Annotated in this window: 13 protein-coding genes; 5 read left to right on the top strand and 8 right to left on the bottom strand. The window is 70.6% G+C overall.

Going from position 1 to position 15,413, the window contains the following annotated elements; genetic code table 11:
• Positions 1 to 54 precede the first annotated feature (54 nt).
• From ABZZ74_RS16935 to ABZZ74_RS16920, 4 genes are all read right to left on the bottom strand, one after another.
• Positions 55 to 801 (bottom strand): phosphotransferase, encoded by a 747-nt coding sequence (locus ABZZ74_RS16935; protein ID WP_356765509.1) that lies wholly within the window; start codon positions 799 to 801, stop codon positions 55 to 57.
• 120 nt (positions 802 to 921) lie between these two features.
• Positions 922 to 1,938 carry an NAD-dependent epimerase/dehydratase family protein gene (locus tag ABZZ74_RS16930; protein WP_356765507.1) on the bottom strand — a complete coding sequence of 339 codons (1,017 nt, stop codon included), beginning with the start codon at positions 1,936 to 1,938 and terminating at the stop codon, positions 922 to 924.
• A gap of 219 nt (positions 1,939 to 2,157) precedes the next feature.
• Positions 2,158 to 3,591, bottom strand: coding sequence for a C4-dicarboxylate transporter DctA (gene dctA, locus ABZZ74_RS16925; protein WP_356765505.1), 1,434 nt, complete (start codon positions 3,589 to 3,591; stop codon positions 2,158 to 2,160).
• A complete protein-coding gene (locus ABZZ74_RS16920; RefSeq protein WP_356765503.1) occupies positions 3,588 to 4,706 on the bottom strand; it encodes a PrpF domain-containing protein in 1,119 nt (372 codons plus the stop codon). Before ABZZ74_RS16920 ends, dctA begins: the two co-directional genes overlap by 4 nt.
• A 132-nt stretch (positions 4,707 to 4,838) precedes the next feature.
• Between ABZZ74_RS16920 and ABZZ74_RS16915 the strand changes: the two genes are divergently transcribed.
• From ABZZ74_RS16915 to ABZZ74_RS16905, 3 genes are all read left to right on the top strand, one after another.
• The gene (locus ABZZ74_RS16915; protein ID WP_356765501.1) at positions 4,839 to 5,747 is read left to right on the top strand and encodes a LysR family transcriptional regulator; all 909 of its coding nucleotides are present in this window, start codon (positions 4,839 to 4,841) and stop codon (positions 5,745 to 5,747) included.
• A 362-nt stretch (positions 5,748 to 6,109) separates the two neighbouring features.
• Positions 6,110 to 6,481 (top strand): BlaI/MecI/CopY family transcriptional regulator, encoded by a 372-nt coding sequence (locus tag ABZZ74_RS16910; RefSeq protein WP_133042507.1) that lies wholly within the window; start codon positions 6,110 to 6,112, stop codon positions 6,479 to 6,481.
• A 135-nt stretch (positions 6,482 to 6,616) separates the two neighbouring features.
• Positions 6,617 to 7,657 carry an NlpC/P60 family protein gene (locus tag ABZZ74_RS16905; RefSeq protein WP_356765498.1) on the top strand — a complete coding sequence of 347 codons (1,041 nt, stop codon included), beginning with the start codon at positions 6,617 to 6,619 and terminating at the stop codon, positions 7,655 to 7,657.
• A gap of 77 nt (positions 7,658 to 7,734) precedes the next feature.
• Here ABZZ74_RS16905 and ABZZ74_RS16900 read toward each other — a convergent pair whose 3' ends face one another.
• The 3 genes from ABZZ74_RS16900 to ABZZ74_RS16890 form a co-directional block, all read right to left on the bottom strand.
• Positions 7,735 to 9,399, bottom strand: a complete 1,665-nt coding sequence (locus ABZZ74_RS16900; RefSeq protein ID WP_356765496.1) for a multicopper oxidase family protein — start codon at positions 9,397 to 9,399, stop codon at positions 7,735 to 7,737.
• Between the two features lie 103 nt (positions 9,400 to 9,502).
• Positions 9,503 to 9,955, bottom strand: a complete 453-nt coding sequence (locus tag ABZZ74_RS16895) for a hypothetical protein (protein WP_356765494.1) — start codon at positions 9,953 to 9,955, stop codon at positions 9,503 to 9,505.
• Positions 9,956 to 10,107: 152 nt separating this feature from the next.
• Positions 10,108 to 10,725: a hypothetical protein gene (locus ABZZ74_RS16890; protein ID WP_356765492.1), complete on the bottom strand. Its 618-nt coding sequence runs from the start codon at positions 10,723 to 10,725 to the stop codon at positions 10,108 to 10,110.
• A gap of 271 nt (positions 10,726 to 10,996) precedes the next feature.
• Between ABZZ74_RS16890 and ABZZ74_RS16885 the strand changes: the two genes are divergently transcribed.
• Both ABZZ74_RS16885 and ABZZ74_RS16880 read left to right on the top strand, forming a co-directional pair.
• Positions 10,997 to 12,613 (top strand): MFS transporter, encoded by a 1,617-nt coding sequence (locus ABZZ74_RS16885; protein ID WP_356765490.1) that lies wholly within the window; start codon positions 10,997 to 10,999, stop codon positions 12,611 to 12,613.
• A 78-nt stretch (positions 12,614 to 12,691) separates the two neighbouring features.
• Positions 12,692 to 13,921 carry a nucleotide disphospho-sugar-binding domain-containing protein gene (locus tag ABZZ74_RS16880; protein WP_356765488.1) on the top strand — a complete coding sequence of 410 codons (1,230 nt, stop codon included), beginning with the start codon at positions 12,692 to 12,694 and terminating at the stop codon, positions 13,919 to 13,921.
• 14 nt (positions 13,922 to 13,935) lie between these two features.
• Here the strand turns inward: ABZZ74_RS16880 and ABZZ74_RS16875 are convergent, their stop codons facing one another.
• Positions 13,936 to 15,408, bottom strand: coding sequence for a HAMP domain-containing sensor histidine kinase (locus tag ABZZ74_RS16875; RefSeq protein ID WP_356765486.1), 1,473 nt, complete (start codon positions 15,406 to 15,408; stop codon positions 13,936 to 13,938).
• Positions 15,409 to 15,413: the final 5 nt, after the last annotated feature.

Raw genomic sequence — 15,413 nt, 5'->3', positions numbered from 1 at the left:
CGCCCCACATCTTCTGCCACAACAGCGTCACAGCAGTCCCGGGCCCGGACGATCTCACATGTGGGATCGCAGCACGTCGACCTCGCAACCCGGAGCGAACGCGTCGAAACCGTGCTCGAGAAGCCAGCGGATGGCCAGCAGGCTTCGTAACGACCACCATGCGTGGATCACGTCGAGGTCGACGTCGGTGCCGTAACCGGCGATGAGGTCGTCCAGGTGCTCCTCGTGTCCGAGCGTGAAGGTGGCGAGGTCGTACAGGGCGTCGCCCCGGCCCGCCTCGGACCAGTCGATGATGCCCGTGATCTCGTCTCCGTCGACGAAGACGTGCGCGATCTGCAGGTCGCCGTGCGTGAACGCCGGAGTCCAGGGCCGGAGCGCGGCCTCGGCGACCTGGCGGTTGCGGGTGACCAGGTCCGCGGGCAGGACGCCGTTGGTCACGAGCCACTCGCACTCGTCGTCCAGCTCCGCCACCAGCGCGGCGACGCTCCGGCCGGCCCGGCCGAGCCTGGGCGGCAGTGGCGCATCGTGCACCTTCCGGATGGCGGCGCCCGCCGCGGCCCATGCCGTCGGCGACCCGGTGGACGGCCCGCCGAGGCGTCCGAGCGTCGTCCCTGTCAGCGCGGCGAGCGCGAGCACGGGCGGCTTGCGCCACAGGACCTGCGGAGTTGGCACTGGCGCGAGGGACATCGCCTCGATCTCGACGTCGATGCGCGCCTGATCGGCGTCCACCTTCAGAAACACATCGCCGACGCGCAGGGTCGCGCGCTCGGAATGGGCGACGACGACCTCGACCTCATCCATGGGCGACCAGTATCCCGGGGATGATCGACGCCGTCGCCGTATTTCTCACGTGCGATGACGGGGCTGGCGGCGCCCGCCTGCCTGCCTTCGCGGCCTCGCCTACGACAGGGGTCCGGGTGATCACCGCATGGCCGCGCTTACGGCGTCCCGGTGATCGGCGACGTACTCCCTGACCACACTCAGGAAGCTCGGATCAGGCCGCAGTCCCAGTGCGGCAGCGCGCCGGGAGTCGAAGACGGCCGGCCACGAGCCGACGATGGCTTCGATGGCCGGATCGGGTGCCAGGCTCACCAGGTCCGCCGCGTCTCCCCCGGCCGCCTCGCGCAGCGCGGCCAGGATCTCGGCCACGGAGACGGTCAGCGCGGGAAGGTTGACGGGCAGCACACCGCTGAGGTGGCCGGGGCCGGGGCCGCGTTCGGCCTCGGCGATTTGCGTCAGCGCCTGGATGGTGCGGCGCGGGGAGGCAACCGCCACGCGCAGGCTCGGGTCGACCGGACAGATCGTCGGCCGGGCGGCGAGTGGTTCGCGGATGAGGGCGGAGATGAAGCCGGAGGCGGCCGCGTTGGGGGCACCCGGGCGGACCGCCACCGTCATCAGCCGTGCGACCCGGCCGTCGAGCAGGCCGCGGCGGGTCATGTCCGTGATCAGGTGCTCGCACATGAGTTTCTGTGTGCCGTAGCTCGACTGCGGCAGCGGAAGCGTGGTTTCACTCACCACCGCGGGCAGCGGCAGATCGGGACTGGAGCCGTAGACGGCGATGCTGCTGGCGAACACCAGCCGTACCACCGGGCCGCCCGCCACCGCCTGTGCCCGGGCCGCGTCGAGAACGGCCCGCGTGGCGTCCACGTTGGCGTGCAATCCCAGCTCGAAGTCCGCCTCGCAAGCCGCAGACACCGCGGCCGCGAGGTGGAAGACCACATCCACCGGCTGAGCGAACAGCTCCTGGCAGCACGCGGCCAGGTCGCCGCGGACCACTTCCACCAGCGGGTCGGCCACCAGCGCGCTGTTGGACTGCATCACCTGGTCGGCCAGCACCAGCCTGCCGATCGGAACACCACCCAACTCCCGCGTCCGGACCAGACGCTCAGCCAGCATGCCTCCCAAGAAACCGGATGCACCCGTGACAACCACCCGCACCGGCCCCGCCTCCCCTCCGCACCAGACCTCGCGTCCACACTGCCCCGGCCCGAGCGGGACCAGACACTCTCCCGTCTACCAGCAACCCGGGGTTGGCGCATTCAGGGCCGCGGGGAGCTCGACCTTGGCAGCACGCGGCTGGTTGATGGAGACGAGCGTGCCGCCGGCTGAGGGGGCCGGTCCGGAGCCCGTGTGCTCCGGACCGGTGGTGAGGGTGGGTCAGCCCGCGGCGGGGACCGGTTCGCGGTCCCTTTCGGCCGGAGCTTCGGGATCGGTGTCCTCGGGCTTCGCTCCGGCCTGGGGGTCGGTCTGCGGAACAGCGGTGGGGTCGGCCTCGGGCACTGGCGTGAACGGGAGGTCGCCGCGCAGGACGGCCCTGGCACGCTCTGCGTCCAGCTGCCCCTCCCATTTGGCCACGGCCAGCGTCGCGACTCCGTTGCCGACCACGCTCGTCAGTGCGCGGGCCTCGGACATGAACCGGTCGATCCCGAAGATCAGTGCCAGGGCGGCGACGGGCACGTGCGGTACGGCGCTGAGGGTGGCCGCCAGGGCGATGAAGCCGGAGCCGGTGACGCCGGCCGCGCCCTTTGAGGTGAGCAGCATGACGGCGAGCATGGACAGCTGCTGGGTGAGGCTGAGGTCGATGCCGAGGGCCTGGGCGAGGAAAACGGAGCCCATGGTCAGGTAGATGGCGGTGCCGTCGAGGTTGAAGGAGTACCCGGCCGGCAGGGTGATTCCGACGACTGGCTTCGAGGCGCCCGCGTGCTGCAGTTTGGCCATCATGCGGGGCAGCACCGGCTCGGAGGACGAGGTGCCGAGCACGATCAGCAGTTCCTCCTTGATGTAGCGGAGGAAGGGCAGCAGGCGCAGGCCGTTGACGCGCATGACGGCGCCGAGCACGACCAGGACGAAGAACAGGGCGGTGAGCCAGAAGGAGCCGACCAGCAGGAAGAGGTGGCGCAGCGTTTCCAGTCCGTAGTTGCCGATGGTGAAGGCCATGGAACCGAAGGCACCGATCGGGGCCAACCTCATGATCCAGCGGATGAGCGTGAACAGGACCCTCGACAGCCTCTCGACGCCCTCGGTGATTCCCCGGCCCGCCTCGCCGGCGGCGTTCAGGCCGAAGCCGAACAGTACCGACACCAGCAGCACGGGCAGGATCTCGTGGCCGGTCAGCGCGCTGAGCAGGGTGTCCGGGATCATGGCGAGGACGAAGGCGGCGACGCTCTCGTGGCTCGCCGTCGCCTCCGGCGGCAGACCCTTGACCGACAGGGTCGAGGGGTCGACGTGCAGCCCGCTGCCGGGCTGGACGACGTTCACGACCACCAGACCGGTCACCATGGCGACGGTCGTCAGGACCTCGAAGTAGATCAGCGCCTTGAGACTGACCCGGCCGACGGCGCGCGCGTTGCCCATGGAGGCGATGCCGTGGACGACGGTGCAGAAGATGACGGGCGCGATCATCATGCGGACCAGCGCGATGAACCCGTCGCCCAGGGGTTTGAGATCGGCTCCGAACGACGGCCACAGCCAGCCGACGGCGGCCCCGGCCAGGACGCCGATCAGACACTGGACGTAGAGCAGGGACAGCAGCCTGCGCAGGCGGCCGGGTGGAGCGGTGACGGTACCCGGGGCGGCGTCGTTGCGGCTCATGCGGGGCGTCCTTCCAGGACGGGAACGAGGAGTTCGGCTCGGGCGATGCGACGGGCGGCGCGGTGCAGCAGCACCGTGGGGGACGCGCCGTCCGCGGCGGGGACGGCGCGGGCTGTGATGACACCGGCCGGGGTGCCCAGGCGCAGCGTCCCGTCGGCGGTCTGCCGGGCGACGCGGTGGGCGAGGGTGCCGGGGATGGCGGCTGCGGTGGCCAGCGCGACGGCCGAAGTGAGGCCGATCGCCGGGTGGGGCGCGTGCATGGAGACCATGCGGACGGCCAGGTCGTACTCGTCCTGTGGGACGAGGGTGCCGTCGGTGGTGTGGTAGGTGAGAGGACGGGCGACCACTCCGACCTTCGGGACGGCGTGGCTGACGGGGTCGGTCTCCCGGGCCAGTCCCATGGCCAGGGCGGCCTGCCGACGCAGGACGGTGAGGGCGGGTACGGCCTCGGCGAAGTCGGCGAGCGACTCCGTGCCGTCGAGTCCGAACGCCTTGGCCTCCAGCAGCGCCGCCGGGGCGCCGGCGTCGACCAGGGACGCCTCTACGGTGCCGGAGGGCCCGGTCAGGGTGTCCACGGCATGGCCGGTGGGCAGGACGCTGCCGGTCGAGGTACCCGCGGGGTCCTCGAAGCCGAGGAGCACCGGTACTCCGAGCGCGGCGGTGCCGGGCACCCGGGCCGTTCCCGCGTCGGGGGCGGCCTGTCCGGGGGTGGGGATGGTGCCGCTGAGCCGGGCACCGGTGTTGACGTTGAGCATCCGGACGGTGGTCGAGTCCGGCGTGATCGGCACCAGGCCGTTGTGGACCGCGTACAGGGCGACGGCGGTGGCGCAGTTGCCGCAGTTGCTGGCCCACTCCACGCGCTCGTCGCCGATGCCGACCTGGGCGAAGGCGTACTCGACGTCGACGCCCGGCCTTGTCGAGGTCCGGACGATCGCCGCCTTGGAGGTGGTGGAGGAGGCACCGCCCACGCCGTCGATCTGACGGGGATCGGCGGCGTTGTAGGCGGCGAGCAGCAGGGTGTCGGCGTCGACGCCGGTCGCCACCACGTCGTGGTGGTCGAAGATCCAGCACTTGCTGGTACCTCCGCGGATCATCTCGCCCTGCAGACGCAACACAACAGACTCCTCGTGGAAACCCCGACGGCACTTCAGTGCCTGGTGCGATCCACAGTGGCCGCGCACAGCGTGAAGTACAATCTCGGAAATCTGCAGGGGTATTAAGCTGAAGTGAATGCTGGAGGTGGCGAGGTGCTCGACGTCCGGCGCATCCTGCTCTTCACCGAGGTCGCCCGGCGGGGCTCGGTCACGGCCACCGCCCGCGCCCTCAACTACACGCCGTCAGCGGTGTCGCAGCAGGTCAGCCGCCTGGAGGCGGAAGCAGGGCAGCCGCTCCTCGAGCGCCATGCGCGGGGCGTCACACTCACCGACGCGGGACGCGCGCTGGCCGAGCGGGGCGAGCGGATCGAACGCGAACTGACGGCGGCGGAGAACGAACTCGCCGACTTCGCCGGACTGCGTGCCGGCACCCTCCGCGTCGGCACCTTCCCCACCGTCGGCGCCTCCCTCCTCCCCCGCGCCGTGATCGCCTTCCGCCGGACGCACCCCGACGTGCGGCTGACGGTGCGCAGCGCCCGTATCGCGGGGCTCTGGTCGATGCTGGAGAACCGCGAAATCGAGATGTCCCTGATGTGGGACTACGACTGGAACCGCATCGACCGCGAGGACATCGTCGTCACCTCGCTCGCCGACGACCCGCCCGCCCTCCTCGTCGGCCAGGACCACCCCCTCGCCGGCCGCCCGTCGGCCGCACTCGCCGACTGCGCCGACGACGCGTGGATCACCCGCGCCGACCACCACCCGGTGGCCGAGGCCCTCACCCGCAGCTGCCGCGCGGCCGGCTTCGAGCCGCAGATCGCCTACGAGGCCCACGACTACCAGGAGGCCCAGGCCATGGTGGCCGCCGGCATCGGCGTCGCCCTCGCCCCCACCCTGGCCCTGGAGGGCATCCGAGGGGGCGTCAGCGTCCTGCCCCTGCTACCCCCCGCCCCGGTGCGCCGCATCCTCCTGGTCCGCATGAGCGACCACGCCCTGACCCCGGCCGCCGAGGCCTTCGCGGATTTCCTGCGCGACAGCGCGGCAGTGGCCGGACGGCGATGAAAAGCCGCGCCACCGGTGATGTCGTCCTTCACCATGCGCCCTGAGGGAGCAGAACTGACCTACGCAGCCTACCGGCGCCCGCCGTTCATCCTTTCTACTACCTCCGCTGAATCGCGCCGGCGGTCACGGCCGGGCGGGGCCTGAGCGCCCCTCAGGGTCTGGCGGACGGCCGCGCTCACGGCGTACGGGGCGGCAACGGCTTGTGTGGTACTCGGCCTGGCCGGTGGACCGGTGCTCGCACTGCTGGACCGGAGTCTCACCCGCTGAGGCCGCGGTCGGCCGTGCGTGCCCTTCACACTCCTGGCAGCGCGCCCGCACTCTACGATTGGCGTGGGATCCACAGCGGAGAGGGAGACACGGTCATGCGGCGGCTCGGGGAGCTGGAGGCGGAGATCATGGACCGCCTCTGGAGATGGCGGCGGCCGGCGACCGTGCGCGAGGTGGTCGACGACATCAACCGGACCCGGCCCGTCGCGTACACGACGGTGATGACCGTGGCCAACATCCTCCACACCAAGGGCTGGTTGCTGCGCGAGGAAAAGGAGGGCCGGGCCTGGCTGTACGAGCCCGTGCGCACCCGTGAGGAGTACGCGGCCGCCCTCATGGAGGACGCCCTCGAGGCCAGCGAGGACCGCCCCGTGGCACTCACCCACTTCATCAACAAGATGGCGCCCGGCGAACTCGCCGCACTCCGCAAGGCCCTGCGCAACGCAGGTAAACGCACGGAGGATTGACGGCGCTCCCATCTTCCTCGGCCGCCCACGCGCCGCACCTCACCGGTGTGGCTTGCCAGGCAATCTACTAACCTACTAAGTTGCAACCGAGACATGATCACATGTGGCAGCGCATCTCGGAGGAGTCGCCAGAGGATGACAACGCATCGTCGACCGAAGCAACCCAGTCGCACCCGTGTGACCGTCCTCACCTCGGCCGCCGCCGCTGCCGTCGCGTTCAGCGCCCAGGCCGCCACCGCCGCGCCGAGCGTCAAACCGAGCAAGAACGAAGTCAAGACCAGAGTCGACGCCCTGTCCGAGGAGGCCGAGAAGGCCACCGAGGAGTACGACGGAGCCAAGGAGAAGCAGGACAAGCTGCAGAAGGAGATCTCCGCCCTCCAGGACAGGGTCGCCCGCGGCCAGGACGAGCTCAACGCGCTGCGCGACAGCATCGGCGCCATGGCCACCGCCCAGTACCGCAGCGGCGGCATCGACCCCTCCGTGCAGCTCTTTCTCTCCGCCGACCCGGACGACTACCTCGACAAGGCGTCCGCCCTCGACCAGGTGAGCGGCAAGCAGGTCGCGACGCTGAAGCAGATCCAGGAGAAAGAGCGCGCACTGGCCCAGCAGCGCGCCGAGGCCACCGAGAAACTCAAGGACCTCGCGGCCACCCGCACCGAACTGGGCAGGAAGAAGAAGGAAGTCCAGGGCAGACTCGCCGCCTCACAGAAGCTCCTCAACAGCCTCACCGCTCAGGAGAAGGCGCAGCTCGCCGCCGAGGAGGACCGCGCCAACCGCTCTTCCACCGAGCGCGTGAACCTCGGCAGCACCCCTTCCGCCTCCGGCCGGGCCGCCGCCGCCTTCCAGGCCGCCCAGGGCAGGATCGGCACGCCCTACGTGTGGGGCGCCACCGGCCCGTCCTCCTTCGACTGCTCGGGGCTGACGTCCTGGGCCTACGCCCAGGCAGGTGTCTCCATACCACGCACCTCGCAGGCGCAGGCCACCATAGGCACCCGGATCACCTCGGTCAGCGACCTCAAGGTCGGCGACCTGGTCTTCTTCTTCAACGACCTGCACCACGTGGGTCTTTACGCGGGCAACGGCCAGATCCTGCACGCCCCGCGCACCGGCACCAACGTGCGCTACGAGTCGATGGGCACCATCGGCGGGCCCTTCATGTTCGGCGTCCGCGTCTGACACCACCCCTTCCCGGCCCTGGGCTCCTCCCTCCGCACCGCGCAAGCGGTGCGGAGGGAGGAGCCCGTCGGGACGAGTCAGGCCTGGTAGGCCACCAGCGCCATCATCCCCGACTCGCCGTGGTAGGCGTTGTGGCAGTGCATCATCCACTGGCCGGGATTGTCCGCGTCGAAGAACACGGACACCGTCTTCTTCGGCAGCACGATGGTGGTGTCCTTGCGCGGGCCGTCGGTGCCGAGCTGGTAGGTGTGACCGTGCAGGTGCATCGGGTGCCACATGGTGGTCTTGTTGACGAAGTCCAGCCGGACCCGCTCGCCCTGCTTCACCAGGACGGGGTTCGCGGTCGGGTTGTTCATGTCGAACCGCTTGCCGTTGATGCCCCAGTCGTACCTGCCCATGCTTCCGGTCAGCTCGATGCGGTGCACCCGGTCGGCCTTCTTGGAGTCGAGCCGGACGTCGTCCGCCGCCGTCAGCTGCGAGGCCGTCATGATCATGCCGTCCAGCTCCTTCGGACGGACCGTGGGCTTCGGCGCGCTGCCGGAGCCGGTGCGGACCAGTGCCATGCCGCTCGCGGCCTTGCCCTCGGCGAGGGCGACCAACGGGAAGACACCGTCGGCGAGGGTGACCAGCACGTCGTACCGCTCGCCCATGCCGACCAGCAGGGCGTCCACCTGCTGGTGCCGGACCGGGAAGCCGTCGGTGTGGGTGATGGTCAGCCGGTGACCACCGAGCGCCACCCGGTACGCCGTGTCGCCGCCCGCGTTGATGATGCGCAGCCGCACCCGCTTGCCCGGCTTGCCGGTGTAGATGTCGGGGTCGGCCGGCATGCGGCCGTTGACCAGGTGGTACGGGTACTTGACGTCGCCGGCGTCACCACCGAGCAGCTTGCTCTCGCTGCCCATGAGCATGAACCTCATCGACATGCCGGAGGCGGACGGCGAGGCGCTCGCCTCATCGGAGGTCCCGCCGTTCATGCTCATGCTGCTCATGTCCATCCCGCCCATGTCCCCCATGTCGCCGGAGGAACTGCTCGGGCTGGCACTGGAGCCCCCCATGTCCATGCCTCCCGTGTCCATGTCCCCCATGTCCATGCCGCCCATGCCCTGCTTGAGCTCGGCGAAGACCTCGTCGGGGGTACCGGTGACGCCGTCGACCCAGTCGTCAAGGACGACCACCCACTCGTCGTCGTACGACAGCGGCTCCTTGGGGTCCTCGACGATCAGCGGGGCATACAGGCCCCGGTCGAGCTGGACGCCGACGTGCGGGTGGAAGAAGTACGTGCCGGGGGCGTCGGCGATGAACCGGTAGGTGAAGTTGCTGCCGGCGCGCACGGCGGCCTGGGTCGCCGGGGGCACGCCGTCCATGTCACTGCGCAGGGCGATGCCGTGCCAGTGGATGGAGGTGGTGGTCTTGTCCGGGAGCTGGTTGGACAGCTCGGCGGCGAGGGTGTCGCCGACGGACAGACGCAGTTCCTTGCCCGGCGCCCGGCCACTGAAGGCCCAGCTGTTCGCCATGATCCCGCCCCCGAGGTCGAGCGCGGCGCGGGCGGCGGTGAGGGTCACGTTCCGGGTCCGGCCCGTGCTCCTGCGCTTCTTCTCGGCCGCGGCGACCGCCGAGCCGGAGGGGTTGACCAGGGCGTCCGAGCCGGAGTTGCCGGAGCCGCTGCTGCACGCGGCGAGCGCGCCCGCACCGGCGACGCCGATTCCGGCCAGCAGGACGGAGCGGCGGTTGATGCTGTTCATGATGGGAGTCCTCTTCACGATGTGCCGTTGATCGGGGGTACGTCAGGGCGGCTCCGCTCGCATACGGATGGCGAACGCAGCGGATGAGCCCTCGGGGTACGGCCTAGATCAACAGCCGGGAGAGGACGGAGAGGTCAGGGGGCGCGTGGTGCGACACGGTGGGAGGACCGTGGCCGGCGGGCAGGGCGTACGCGGAGTCGCCATGGCCGACCCGAGGCACCGAGGAAGGCGGCACGAGCAGCTGGGGCGTCCCCACGTCTCCGGACGAGCAGTGCTGCATCGCGGGACCCGGGCAGGCGCCGCCGTCATCGTCCGTGGCCGGGGCTTCGGTCTGCAGGGCCTCGCCGTGGTCGGCTTCGGCGCCCGTCGACGTCATGGCAGCGGAGGTGTGGTCCATGCCGGGCATCGCGCTCATGGCGGGGCCACGCAGGGCAGCGGCGGTCATGTCATGGTGCGCGAGTACGGCGAGTGCGGCCAGGAGCGCGACGACAGCGGCCCACGTCCAGCGCACTGCGCCGCCGCGGGCTACGGGGCGTCGGTTCGTCGCTGCCCTCATCGCCTTCCGCGTCCACCTGTTTCGACCATGACCGCCACTATACCCGGGAGGGGTATCTCACGCACGCGCCTCCGGAGCACGAGCGCGGACACCTGGTCCCGCGTGACCCACCTCGTACCAATCCCTGCCACGGTGACACAGGGAGCCGGCCCTTACATCCCGGACATGCCTGACATGCTGGGGCTCGCGCCCGAGCCGTTCGCGGGCGAGGAAGGCGCACCGTCCGACATCGCCATCATCTTGCCGCCCGGTGTGACGAGGGACCATGCGCCGTTCTTGCCCTGGCCGTTCATGTCACCGGCCTTGGTGTCACCCATGTAGCGGTACAGCGGCCAGCCGGCCAGGGTGACCTGCTTCATGCCGTCATTCCGGGTCACCGTGCCGATCTTGGCCTGAACGCCCATCCCCTGGACAGTGCCGTCCGCCATCACCGGCATCCAGGTCTGCGCACAGCTGTCCGTGCACATCGACATGTTCACCTGGTCCTTGGCGTAGCGGTAGAGGGTCCAGCCCTTGGCGTCGGTGACGACCGTCCCCATGCCGGACATCTGCTTGGCCATCAGCATGTTCGTACTGACCATGTCGCCGCTCCCGCCGTTGCCGGCCGCGGCGGTGGCGCCGCCGTCCGCCGGAGCGGTGGACCCGACCCCGGCCGCGGGCGCGGCGCCACCGGTGTCGGCAGAGCTGCCGGCTGACGAGCCACAGGCGGCGAGCAGCAGCGTCGAGGCCGCGCCTGCGGCCAGGGCGAGAGCGATACGGTGGCGGGACACTGGGTTCTCCCTTGATGTCTTCTTATCTACTGACGTCCTTAGTACGTAAGGAGAACCGCAGCCGTTCAGTCGCGGACGCCGTTCCGGGCGCGCTGCCCTTCCATGCAGACCTGCACGGGGTCGCCGTCCACCGGCCCGCACAGATTCTTGAAGTTCCCCTGCAGTTGGGCTGGTCTGCCGCTGTCAGTCGGCTCCCTAGTCTCGGCCACGTGAACACGCCCAGGTGTGTCCACGTCTCCTCCGCGTTCTTCCCCCCTCCGGAGTGCCCGAGATGGCCGACAGCGACATCGGTACGACGACCAAGCCCACGCCCGACCCACCCCGCAACTCCTTTGCACGCCCCGACAAGTGGTGGATGCTCGGCGCCGTCTCAGTGGCGACGTTCATGCTGCTGCTCGACGTGACGGTCGTGAACGTGGCCCTGCCCGACATGCAGCGCTCACTGGACTCCAGCTTCTTCGACCTTCAGTGGGTCATCGACTCCTACGCCCTGACGCTGGCGGCGTTCCTGCTCGCGGCCGGCACCCTGGCCGACCGGCTCGGGCGACGTCGCGTCTTCGTCATCGGGCTCGGGATCTTCGCTCTGGCTTCTCTGACGTGCGGTCTGGCCACCGGCACGGGGATGCTCAACGCCGCCCGGGCCGTCCAGGGCGTCGGCGGTGCGGTGATGTACGCCGTCTCGCCCGCGCTGATCGCCAACCATTTCCACGGCAAGCAGCGCGGCATCGCCTTCGGTATCTCGGGCGGCGTCACGGGACTGGCCGTCGCACTCGGGCCGTTGATCGGCGGCGCGCTCACCGCCGTCAGTTGGCGGTGGATCTTCCTGCTGAACGTACCCATCGGCTTCCTGGTGATGGCGGTCATGCTGGCCCGGGCCGCCGAGTCCCGCGACCCCAACAGCAAGCGGATCGACTGGCTCGGTCTCATCGTCTTCTCGGTCGCGCTCACCATGCTCGTGTTCGCCCTGATCCGCGGCGAGGCACAGGGCTGGACGGACCCGCTCATCGTCGCCCTTTTCGTGGGCCCCGCCGCCCTGCTGCCCTTGTTCGTCCTGATCGAACGCCGCACTCCGGAGCCGATGCTGGACCTGGACCTGTTCCGCAACCGCTCCTTCAACGGCCTCGGGATCGCGACCGTTGCGGCCAACGCGGCGCTGAACGTGGCCATCCTGCTCCAAGTGCTGTACATGCAGTACATCCTCGGCTTCTCGGCGTACGGCACCGGAGTGCGCTACCTGCCGCTCACGCTCGCACTGTTCGTCGCGGCGGCCGTGGCGGGCACGTTCTCCGATCGGATGCCGGCCCGGCTGCTGGTCGGGATCGGCTGTGTCGCGCTCGGGCTGGGCATGCTGGCCGCCCGCGACATCACCGCGGACTCCGAGTGGACCGCCCTGCTGCCCGGCATGCTGCTCGCCGGCTTCGGCATGGGCGTGTTCAACCCCGTGCGTGCCTCGGCCGCCGTGTCCCTGGTGCCGCTGTCGCGGGCCGGCATGGCGTCCGGCATCAGCGAGACCTTCCAGCAGGGCGGCGTCGCCCTGGGCATCGCCGCCTTCGGTTCCATGGCCCACAGCCGCATGGCGCACGACTTCTCGGGCGCCATCGACGCCTCGGGCCGGTTGCCCGCACAGGAGACGGCCAAGCTCACGGACATGGTCTCCGCCGGCCGGCTCACCGAGGTGGCCGGCGCCGTGCCACCCGAACAGCGCGCCCTCGTCGCCAAGACCGCCAACGATGCCTTCATCGCCGGGCTCGACCTGGTCATGCGAGTCGGCGGGATCGTCGCCATCGTGGGCGGCCTTCTCGGTTTCGCCCTGATGCGGCGACGTGACTTCCCCGACCAGAGCGCCGACGCGCCAGAGCGGAGCGACGTCGGCGTACCCGCCGACTGAGCGGCATCCCTCCGGCGGACGACGCGCCGCCGACGAGCGCACCCCCGGCCATCCGACCGAAGAAGAGGAAGACCTGTCATGAGCCGATTTCTCGTCTACACCGCACCGGGCAGCGGCCACGTGTACCCGCTGATCCCGACGTTGCTCGAGCTGCGGGAACGCGGGCACGAACTGGTCGTGTTCGCCGAGGAGTCCACTCTCGAGACGCTGCGCGGACTCGGCTTCGGCGCGGCGGCAGTCCACCCCGAGATCGAGAAGCGGGAGGACGACACCTGGAAGGCCGTCACCCCGATCGGGGCGATGCGCCGGTCGGTGGCCATGTACGTGGACCGGGCCCGGCACGAGGTCACCGACATGCAGGACGCCATCGCGAAGTGGCGGCCGGACGTCATCGCCCTGGACAACAACTGCTGGGGCGCCGCCGCCGTTGCGCAGGCGTCCGGCCTGCCGTGGGCGCAGTTGGCCACCTTCCTGCTGCCGCTGACCACCCCGGACGCGCCGCCGTTCGGGCTCGGATTGAGGCCTGCGGCCGGCTGGCCGGGCCGGCTGCGCGACGGGATACTGCGGCAGAGCGCTCTGCCCCTGTTCGCCGCGCCAAAGGCGGTGAACAAGCTGCGGCGCGATCTGGGGCTGCCCACGGTGAAGCACGTCCCGGACCTGTACATGACGGCGCCGCTCATCCTGTCGTACACGGCCCAGCCGTTGGAGTACCCCCGTCCTCTGCTCCCGTCGTCCGTGCACTTCGTGGGCCCCAGCAGCTGGGATCCCGCCTCCGACACCGATGAGCCGGAGTGGCTGGCCTCCCTCAACCGGCCGGTGGTCCTGGTGACCGTCTCCACGGTGTTCCAGGACGACGCCAAGCTGATCCAGGCGGCCCTCGACGCCCTGGCCGACGAGCCGTACGACGTCGTGGTCACCACCGCGTCCATCGACCCGGCCCGCTTCAACGCCCCCGCCAACGCGCACCTGCACCGCTTCGTGCCCCACAGCCTGGTGCTGCGGAAGGCCGCGGCCGTGGTGTGCCACGGCGGCATGGGCATCACCCAGAAGTCCCTGCTGGCCGGGGTGCCGGTGTGCATCGTGCCGTTCGGCCGGGACCAGCTGGAGGTCGCGCGGCGGGTCGAACTCGCGGGTGCCGGAACACGCGTGCCCTCCGGGCGGCTGAATCCGCGGCGCCTGCGGGAGGCGGTGCGGCAGGCGGTGGGGAAGAAGCCGCAGGCCGTACGCGTGGCGGAACAGCTCAGGGCCGCCGGCGGTGCTCAGGCGGCCGCCGACGAGCTGGCGAAGTTGGTCGCCGCGCAGGTCTGACTCACCCCCCGGTCTCACTGCCCCCCACCTCCCGCATCGCCCTGTGGGGCCGGTTTCCGCTTCCCGGCGGGCCCGTCAGGGCTCACGGCCCTCCGGTCACGGCCGGGCAGCGCCGTCGCGGGCACGACACGTGGGAGGACCGCGCGGGCGACCAGACCGCACGGTTCGGCGTCGTCCAGTTCCAGCTCCGCCCCGCCGGCCTTGAGCAGCGCCTTGGCGATGGCCAGCCCCAGGCCGGAGCCGCTACGGCGGCCGGGCTGACGCCCGCGCCAGAACCGGTCGGTCGCCCGTTCCTTCTCCTGGGCCGACATCCCGGGCCCCTCGTCCGCGACCTCCACGAACACCGAGGCGTCGTCGGAGCGGATGCGCACGGTCACCCGGCCGCCGGGCGGCGAGAATCCGAGGGCGTTGTCCAGCAGGACGTCGAGTACCTGATCCAGCGCCCCGGGAAGGCATTTGGCGGGCGCGCCGCGCCCCTGGACCGCGATCGTGACGTCCGCTTCCTCCGCCCGGCTGCTCAGCGCTCTCGCCCGCGACTCCACGACGGCCCGGACGTCGATGGTGCTCGATCCGCCGTCGGCGGTGGCGGCGTTCGCCAGCACCAGGAGCTCGTCCAGGATGCGGCTCAGGCGGTCCGCCTCGGCGACCGCGACGGCCAGGTTCTCCTGCCCGTCCTCCGGGACGACGGCCTCCAGGGCCTCGACCCGCACGCGCAGCGCCGTCAGCGGGTTGCGCATCTGGTGCGAGGCGTCGGCCACGAAACAGCGCTGCGCCTCCAGTACCGAGACCAGGCGGTCCGTCATGCCGTTCACCGCTTCGGCCAGTTCCCGCAGCTCGGGCGGACCACGGTCCGCGGTGGCACGGACCGAGTACTGCCCCTGGGCGATCTGCCGGACCGCCGCCTGCACCTGCCGGGCCGGCCGCAGGCTCCATCGTACGAGCGGTATCCCCACGGCGGCCGCGGCCAGCAGCCCCACGAAGGCCACTCCCAGCAGCAGCAACGCGTCCTGAGTGACCTGCGAACGCAGCGACGTCGTCGGCGAGATGGTCGCGACCGATCCCACCGGCCGCCCCCGCCTCAGCACCGGCTCGGCCACGAACAGCGGGCGGGCGCTGATGTTGAAGGAGTAGTCCAGCGGCACGGTGCTCTCTCCGACGAGCGCGCCGAGCAGGGTCCGCCGCCACTCCGGATCGCTGATCTTCGTGCCGGGCCGGGTGGAGTAGGTCCTGCGGCCCTGGTCGTCGAAGAGCAGGACCACGGCGTCGTTCTTTTCGCTGTAGGCCTGTGCCCGCGCCTTCCAGGCCGCGTCCGGAGCGGCACCGCCGGTCGCCTCGGCCGCCGAGGCGAGCGAGAAGGCATTGGAGACCTGCCGGATCACCAGGTGGTGGTAGTTGTTCATGGCCAGGTTCAGGCCGAGCGGGATCTCCGTGGCCAGCAGGATCACGGCGGTGAGCGTGAGGTAGACGATCAGCAGACGACGCTGCATGTGCG

It is taken from the genome of Streptomyces sp. NPDC006476, from assembly GCF_040612015.1.
GTDB classification, from domain to species: domain Bacteria; phylum Actinomycetota; class Actinomycetes; order Streptomycetales; family Streptomycetaceae; genus Streptomyces; species Streptomyces griseorubiginosus_B.
Note: the sequence above shows the minus strand (reverse complement) of the source record. Positions and strands in the feature narration are given on the sequence as shown.